At 41.6% G+C, this 8646-nt stretch carries 7 protein-coding genes; 4 read left to right on the forward strand and 3 right to left on the reverse strand.

The window, feature by feature from the left end; translation table 11 throughout:
• The first annotated feature begins 339 nt into the window (after positions 1-339).
• Positions 340-2460, forward strand: coding sequence for a glycogen debranching N-terminal domain-containing protein (locus tag RMY31_RS00935; RefSeq protein ID WP_322660205.1), 2121 nt, complete (start codon positions 340-342; stop codon positions 2458-2460).
• Positions 2461-2476: 16 nt separating this feature from the next.
• Entirely contained in the window at positions 2477-2797 is a 321-nt protein-coding gene (locus RMY31_RS00940; protein ID WP_322660203.1) for a cation diffusion facilitator family transporter, read from the forward strand.
• Between the two features lie 140 nt (positions 2798-2937).
• Here the strand turns inward: RMY31_RS00940 and RMY31_RS00945 are convergent, their stop codons facing one another.
• Complete coding sequence (locus tag RMY31_RS00945) at positions 2938-4113, reverse strand: homospermidine biosynthesis protein (RefSeq protein WP_322660201.1); 1176 nt, start codon at positions 4111-4113, stop codon at positions 2938-2940.
• A 42-nt stretch (positions 4114-4155) separates the two neighbouring features.
• Positions 4156-4311 carry a hypothetical protein gene (locus tag RMY31_RS00950; RefSeq protein ID WP_409877039.1) on the reverse strand — a complete coding sequence of 52 codons (156 nt, stop codon included), beginning with the start codon at positions 4309-4311 and terminating at the stop codon, positions 4156-4158.
• A gap of 186 nt (positions 4312-4497) precedes the next feature.
• Here RMY31_RS00950 and RMY31_RS00955 point away from each other — a divergent pair, with 186 nt between their 5' ends.
• Positions 4498-4941 (forward strand): VOC family protein, encoded by a 444-nt coding sequence (locus RMY31_RS00955; protein ID WP_322660199.1) that lies wholly within the window; start codon positions 4498-4500, stop codon positions 4939-4941.
• A gap of 134 nt (positions 4942-5075) precedes the next feature.
• Positions 5076-7922, forward strand: a complete 2847-nt coding sequence (locus RMY31_RS00960; protein WP_322660197.1) for a pitrilysin family protein — start codon at positions 5076-5078, stop codon at positions 7920-7922.
• Between the two features lie 173 nt (positions 7923-8095).
• Here the strand turns inward: RMY31_RS00960 and RMY31_RS00965 are convergent, their stop codons facing one another.
• Positions 8096-8629: a hypothetical protein gene (locus RMY31_RS00965; RefSeq protein ID WP_322660195.1), complete on the reverse strand. Its 534-nt coding sequence runs from the start codon at positions 8627-8629 to the stop codon at positions 8096-8098.
• Between the last annotated feature and the right edge of the window lie 17 nt (positions 8630-8646).

Below are 8646 nucleotides of genomic sequence, written 5' to 3' on the forward strand. Positions count from 1 at the left end.
ACTTCACCAATGTAGTAACCATAGAAGCCCAGAACCACGCTCAATAGCAGGCTTAAAAGCACTATTGTTAATTCGGTTAAAGCTTTCAGGGTACTTTTCATGATACAAGTTTCTCTACATCAGTAACGGGTGGCGAGCGCCCGTGGATCTGCTCCTAAGAAACACATTTTATAACCCTTACCCAGTAAAGATTTCAGGTTTTGAATTGGAATGTGTTTTTTTCATATTTTGCGGGAGCGAAAAACGCGCCCGTGAGAGGATCACATCTGGCACCAAACTTTTTAAAGTATCTATTAATTACGAATTACGAATTATGAATTACGAATTAGTATGACTTCTATGCCAACAAAAGTTATTGTCAATTCTGGTTTAATAACGATTAACGATGGTTCCTCATTTTTGGTGACAGCTAGCGATGGTTCCATCGATGACAATCAAGCTCAAGGTTTTTTTGTTCGCGATATACGCTTAATTTCTTACTACGAAATTTCTTTAAATCGTTACCGACTTTTACTGCTAGCTTCTAGCAACATCACCCATCATAGTGCGCTTTACCAATTCACTAACCCGCAACTTACTACTATCAACGGCATTTTACCTGCTGGTAGTTTGGTTGTAACCATCCGGCGCGATATTGTAGGGGGGATGCACGAAGATATCGATATCATCAACTATCACTTAGAACCAGTTGAGTTTCAATTGATGCTGGCGATTCGTTCGGATTTTGCTGATATCTTTGAGGTAAAAGCAAAGAACATCTTGACACGGGGAGAGACAGCAACAACATGGAAAGATGGAATACTCTCTACCGAGTATCGTAACGGTTCTTTTTTACGAGGTATCCTGACTGAGACAGTCTGTACGAGTTCAACAGCCAGGTATGCTAATGGTCGTTTGATGTTTGATGTAGCGATCGCTCCTGGTAAAACATGGCATACTTGTATCAATTTTACAGCCAAAGCCAATGGAAATGTCCTCAAACCTCAAGCAACCTGTACTCAAAGACACAGTACAAAAGCTGGAAAGATAACGGATGAATTTCTAAATAATGCCACAAGGTTGCGATCGTCTAATGCTGAGATTCAAGGATTTTATCAGCAAGCACTGGTCGATATGGGAGCGCTGCGAATTGAGGTAGATGACAACGACCAGCAATTTTGGATGCCTGCTGCTGGTATTCCTTGGTTTGTGGCTGTCTTTGGAAGGGACTCAATTATTGCTAGCTTGCAAACAATGGCGGTTTACCACGATTTTGCCCGTGGTACGCTTGTAAGATTGGCTCAACTACAGGCAACTGAGTTAGATGACTGGCATGATGCCCAACCAGGCAAGATGCTGCATGAACTGCGTGAAGACGAGTTAACCAAAATCAATCAACTCCCGTACAATCCCTACTACGGAACGGTAGATACTACTATTCTCTGGATTATTACTTTAGCTGAAACATATTCTTGGAACGCCAATCTTAGTATGTTGGATGAGTGCCGATCGCCATTAGAAAAGGCACTGACTTGGATTGATAAATACGGTGATTTTAATGGTGATGAGTTTGTTGAATATTTAACTCGTTCGTCCAAAGGATTACGCAATCAAGGCTGGAAAGATTCGGGTGACTCAATGGTTTATCCAAACGGCCAGTTAGTCGATCCGCCAATAGCTTTGTGTGAAGTACAAGGTTACGTCTACGATGCTTGGCTAAAAGCAGCTTTAATTTATGAAGTGTGGGGAGAAAAAGAACAAGCGCAAAAGCTACGTCAAAAAGCAGAGTCACTTTATCAACGATTCAATGAACAATTCTGGATGGAAGAGGAAGGCTTTTACTGTCTTGGCTTAGACAACAACAAGCAGCAAATCCAATCGATTACCTCAAATCCTGGACATCTATTATGGTCTGGTATCGTACCCCAAGAACGAGCAAAAAAGCTGGTTGAGCGACTTTTTCAACAAGATATGTGGTGTGGTTGGGGTATACGGACTCTATCATCTCAAAATCCAGCTTATAACCCAATTAGTTATCAACGGGGAAGTGTATGGCCTCACGACAACTCCATTATTGCTGCTGGATTAAAGCGCTATGGCTATCACGAAGAAGCTAATCGCATTGCCGAGGGGATTTTTGCTGCTGCTGATTATTTTCAATCTGGACGGATGCCAGAATTGTTTGCCGGAATTGAACGCCAAGATAACAACTTTCCCGTACCTTACCCAGATGCTAATATTCCTCAAGCTTGGGCTGCTGGCTCGATTTTTTTACTCATTCACACCATCTTAGGACTTGAAGCCGATGCACCACAGCGAAAGTTAAAGGTACAGCCTTTACTACCAGAGTGTCTGTCTGATTTAGAACTAACAAATCTAAGCGTAGGAGACGCTACAGTTGCATTACGCTTTTGGCGAGAAGGAAAACAAACTCAATGGGAAGTTACCAATAAGACAGGCGAATTAAAAGTTTTTGGATAGCTACTTATTTTCAATCATGGCAACTGATTCATCTAAAAAAACAATCTTTGCGGCAATGGGTGCTAACTTAGCGATCGCAATTACTAAATTTATCGCCGCCGCCATTACTGGCAGTTCCGCCATGATATCTGAAGGTATTCATTCTGTTGTAGATACTGGCGATCAACTGTTACTTTTGCTAGGACTTCGCATGAGTCAAAAACCAGCAGATGATAGCCATCCTTTTGGTTACGGACAAGAACTTTATTTTTGGACTTTAATTTTTGCTATTCTCATATTTGCCATTGGTGGCGGCATGTCAATTTATGAAGGAATCACTCATTTAATTAACCGTTAATGCATCGACCCACAATGCGATCGCATCAGCTTGCAAAAATTATAATCTGCTACGCCAGTAGAAAAGTAAGGTGCGTTAGGCTCAACGCCGTAACGCACCTTACGAAACTTTATACATCAATCTCCGTGTCACCGCGTCCTCTAAGGAGTATTAGGGATCAGTCTACCGCAGGGATAAGTAGCTGCTTCTTTAGAAGCACTATCAGCTACAGCAGCTGGGACTTTCTCAGATGGTTGGGTTTTGGCTGCTAGATAGTCTTTTTGCAGTTTCTCAAACATTGGTTCTCGCTTGTCGTACAATCGCTTCAATTGACGAGGCTGGCACTGGTTGAGAACGTATGCTGTCACTAATGGTAAAGCGATCGTGCTATCGGTATAACAAACAATCGTGCTAGGTAACTCTTCCGGGTCAATTTTACCCCAGCTTACTGCTTCTGACGGGGTTGCCCCTGACAAACCACCAGTATCTGGACGAGCATCGGTAAACTGGATAAAGTAATCATGTCCCCGTTCTTCTAGCCCCAAGACTTCGTGGATTTGCGGTTGAGTTTGTAGCAAAAAGTTTTTTGGACTGCCACCACCAAGAATTACAGCCGCACTTTTACCTTCTGATTCTCGTGCAGCGTAGGCGATCGCAGCTGTCTCATTCACATCAATTGACGGATCTAAAATTAACTGCGAACCTTCCAAAGCCAAAGCCGCCACGTTCATCCCAATGGAACTATCTCCTGGAGAAGACGTATAAATGGGTACGCCATATTCGTAAGCTGTCGCTAGCAAACTAGAATGCTTTACTCCCAATTGCTTTTCTATTTCCCAGACATATTTACCTAGTAGATGGTGAAATTCAGCAGTTCCCATCCGCTTTTGAAACGGTTCTGCTTGAAGAATCTTACGGATGAAAGCATCAGTTTCTAGCAACACATCGTAGCCAAAAATAATGTCATAAATCCGAATAGTGCCTTCTTGGCGCAGTTTCACATCATCCAAAAACGGATTACCAGCAAACAGTTCAAAACCTAACCCATAATGCATATCATGGTAAAGATTAGCACCAGTGCTAATCATCCAGTCAATAAAGCCATTGCGAATTAAGGGTGCAAGCGCTGAAACCCCAAATCCTGCTGGTGTCATCGCACCGGAAAGACTAACGCCTACCGTAACGCTTTCTGTAAAGACATCACGACTCAGTAATTGGCAGATTTCCCGCAACCGTGCTGAATTGTAGGCAGTGAAGTAATTATCAATCAAATCCACTACCCCGATATCGGTTGATATGGGTGTGGGTGCAATTTTTTGACCCAGCTGTTTTGACATTGTTGCACTCCCGAACAGTAAACACGCCGAATCTAATGTTAACTAGCTTTCAGTAAATTCTTGCATTACCCGCAGGTAAGAATCATAGGCACTTTGCCCAAAACAAACGAAAATCACCTGCTCTAGCGAGTTATGTTTGTGTAAAAACTTATGAACTTCAGCGATCGCAATTTTGCGTTTTAGCTTTCCTTTTGCCAATTTTAGGAGCGATGAGTAGTGTAAAACGCAAAATATAACGTCTTAAGTTTCGTTTTGACACCGAATAGTATTTAATATTCTAATTGATATCAAAATTATTTATACTTTTCAAACAACCTCTTAAAAATTAGGAGTTAAGAGTTAAATTTAATTTATAAATTCTAGCTGCTAACTTTAATTTCTGTTATGCATCACGCTTCTATACGGACTGCGGATATTCATCGAGCGATCGCTTTCTATGAAATATTAGGGTTTACAGTTTGTGAACGCTTTACTACAGGCTACACCCTAGCGTGCTGGATGGAAGGATTAGGCGGCAGAATTGAACTCATCCAAATTCCCGAACCCAAACCAGCCCCAGATGCATTTGCAGACGAACATTACGTAGGCTACTATCATCTGTCATTTGATTTAACTGAGATGACAGCAGATTTACCTAGTTGGTTGATAAATATTAAAGAACGTGTGGCATTGGTGGCAGAGAGTCAAACAGAAAAATTACAACCGCTGAAAGTGCTTTTAGAACCGACACAGCAGCAGATAGGCGATCGCATTTGGGAAGTCGCTTTCATCGCTGACGCTGATGGTTTGCCCTTGGAATTTATGCGATTTTTAGCTAAACTCGGCTAATTTAGATTATTTCTTTATCTACTTTTCTTATTAGAGGAATTTTACTCTGGTAGTGTCGCCGATGTGACAGATTACTCACAAAGTTTAGACTGTTGTCATCACTGCAAAGAGATTTGCATACATCTACCAAAAAAATGTCTGTGTTTTCTGTTGGGTATCGCTATCGTTTTCCGTTACTATTATTGACTCTTTGGCTGATTGCAGTATTTATCTTGGGCGGTAAACCTGCTAACAGCAAGTATGCAGCCACATCTAGATATGTCAATACTCGAGAAAAATCAGTTGCAAACAATATCAAACATTTATCATTGACAGAAACCGTCCAAAAGACAGTTTTAGAAAATGGTTTGACAGTCTTAATTAAGGAAGTGCATACTGCGCCAGTTGTGAGCGTACAAATGTGGTATAAAGTTGGCTCCCGCAACGAAGAACCAGGAGTGAATGGCATTGCCCACCAACTAGAACACATGATGTTTAAAGGCACAAAAAATCATCCAATTCAATTTGGAAGATTGTTTAGTGCTTTAGGCAGCGACTCCAACGCCTTTACCAGCTATGACCAAACCGCATATTACGGCACTGTGGAACGTGACAAGCTCAAATCACTGCTGATACTAGAAGCAGATAGAATGCAAAATGCTTTGATTGATACCGAGCAACTAGCAAACGAGAAGCGGGTAGTAATTTCTGAATTACAAGGTTATGAAAATAGCCCTGAATATCGCCTCAATCGCGCCGTTATCCGGGCGGTTTTTCCCAATCACGCTTACGGGTTGCCTGTGGGTGGCACCAAAGCAGATGTTGAGAAGTTCCAAGTTGAACAAGTGCGGAAATATTATCGCAATTTCTACAGTCCCGACAACGCCGTTTTAGTAATTGTCGGAGATGTGCAAGCTAGACAAACCCTCAACACCGTTAAAGAGATTTTTGGCAAAATACCGAAGAGACAGCAGACAGGGAAAGAAGACACGGGGACGCGGGAACGCAGGGACGCGGCGAATTTATCACAAACACTCTCCTCATCCCCGTCATCCCCCATCATCTTACGAGAACAGGGAGCAGGGGCACTGTTGCAAGTTGTATATCCATTACCAGATGTGAATCATCCGGATATCGCAGCGTTGGATGTTATGGATTATATCTTGACAGGGGGACGAAATTCTTATCTTTATCAGGCATTGGTGGACTCAGGTTTAGCAAGTGACATTACAGCTTCTGTTGCCAGCTTGCGGGAATCAAGCTGGTACGAATTGTTGGTGACAGCAAATCCCGAACAAGATTTGACAAAAATTGATGCCGTACTGAATGGTGCGATCGCCAACATAGCTCAAAAAGGTGTTAAATCAGAGGAAGTAGAGCGAGCCAAGACACAGTTAGAAGCTGCGGTAATTTTGAGTAACCGTGATATCACCAGTCAAGCAATGCAATTGGGCAACGATCAGACAACTGCCGGTGATTATCGCTTCACAGACCACTATTTAGCAGCGGTCCGGCAAGTGACTGCGGCGGATATTGTGAAGGTGTTAAACAAATATCTCAGACAAGAAGCCCGTACAGTGGGCTTTTTTGAACCAACCCTCAAGCAGACAAAAGAAATTAGTAACCAACCACAAATAACAAAAACTACGGAAAATTTAGCTGTTGGTTCGCCTACACCTCCATCAGAGATTGCGAAATATCTACCACCTGTAGATCGGACAACAGATACTATCAAGCAAGGGCTACCACAGCAATTGAGGTTAGCTAATGGTCTGCAAATCTTATTGCTACCTGACAAGACTACTGCCACCGTCACTTTGAGCGGCCACATCAAAGCAGGTAAAGAATTCGATCCAGAAGATCGAGCCGGACTGGCATCTTTGGTAGCAGATAACTTGATGAGTGGTACTAAAACTAAAGATGCCTTAACTCTTGCTAAAGCCTTGGAAGAACGGGGGGCTACTCTCGATTTTGCAGCCCACCGCGAAGGTATGCGTATTGAGGGTAATTGTTTAGCTGGGGACTTGCCTGTCCTCATTCAAACATTAGCAGATGCAATCAAAAATAGTACATTTCCCGAAAAAGAGTTAGAACTGAATCGCCAACAAGCTTTAACATCTCTCAAACTCGAATTAGATGACCCATCAGAAGTAGCAAAAAGAATATTTTTACAATCGATTTATCCGAAAAAACACCCCTTACACACCTTTCCCACAGAGGAGAGTCTACAGCAGATTAGACGTGAGGATGCGATCGCTTTCAAGGCAAAACATTATCGTCCAGATACTATGGTGCTAGTGCTGGTAGGAGATTTTGCGCCTGCTAAAGTGCGATCGCTCATCAGCACAGAGTTTGGTGACTGGCAAGTTAGCGGTCAACCACCAAAGCTAGAATATCCCACAGTGCCAATGCCAGCAAAAGTAGTGCGCGTCAACCCGGTTGTACCTGGGAAAGTCCAAGCGATTACTTATATGGGTTACACGGGTATTAACCGTCGAGATCCCCGATTTTACGCAACCTTAGTATTAAATCAGATTTTAGGAGGCGATACCCTATCCAGTAGGCTGGGAGCAGAAATCCGCGATCGCCAAGGTTTGTCTTACGGAATTTACAGCTATTTCCAAGCTCAAAGAAATGTTGGCACATTTTGGATTGAAATGCAAACTAGTCCAGGAGATACCAATCAGGCGATCGCTAGCACCCATCAACTACTACAGCAAATACATCAGCAAGGTGTAACTTCCCTAGATGTAAATACGGCTAAACGCACGCTGATCGGTAGCTATAACGTTTCTTTAGCAAACCCAGAAGAATTAACAAATATAATTTTGAAAAATCAGGTGCATGAACTGGATGAGTCAGAACTGCGTTCCTTTACTCAAAAAATCGAGCAAGTCACCCTGACTCAAGTCAATCAAGCAGCTCGTGAGTTACTCCATCCAGATCAAATTGTGGTAGTGACTGCTGGCCCAGCTCTGTTAGCAGATCAAAGAAACAAGTAAAATCCCCAGTGAATAACCACAATATCCACATCGCACCAAGCAAATATTGGGAATTAGCTACGACCAATTTCTCTTGTTAGTCAAACAAGTAAAGGATAAATGACTCGCCCTGATGATGTAGTTTCTATACTTGAGCGCTGATTTAATCAGTAACAGTTTGTCACTTTTTTACGTTACTTAAAACCTAATTTTCTAAATTCTATCCATGTAAATAAAAAAATGATTAAAGAAATCAGCAGTTCTACAGAAGCTACACCATAATAAATGCCGTCAACTCCCAAAAATATTGGAAAAATTAATAATATTGGTAAAAATAAAATGATATGTCTAATAGCTGTAATTACTCCTATAATTTTAGCATTGCCTATAGCCTGAAAAAATTCAATACTACATGCCACAAAAGAAGCAAATGGTAGTAAAAAAGTAACAATATGAAAGTTCAATAAATCGTTATAACTAAAATCAAAATCTGGTATTAACCAACGAATCAAGGTTTTTGGGAATATCTGTAAAGGTAGCCATACTAAGATTAAAAAAATAGTTCCACCTATTCCAAAAGTCAAATAAGCATTCTTGAGTCTTTGATATCCCTCTTTTATCACTTTGGGAGAACCCAATCGCTGAAAGCCTTTCGAGGCTTTAATTTCTAAGTTTTGGCTATAAATTTTAGTTACTGTTAGAAAATAAAGGCTCAAAGCTTGACTCAATCAAAGTTTCAGAATCT

The organism is Dendronalium sp. ChiSLP03b, from assembly GCF_034531165.2.
GTDB lineage: Bacteria > Cyanobacteriota > Cyanobacteriia > Cyanobacteriales > Nostocaceae > Dendronalium > Dendronalium minutum.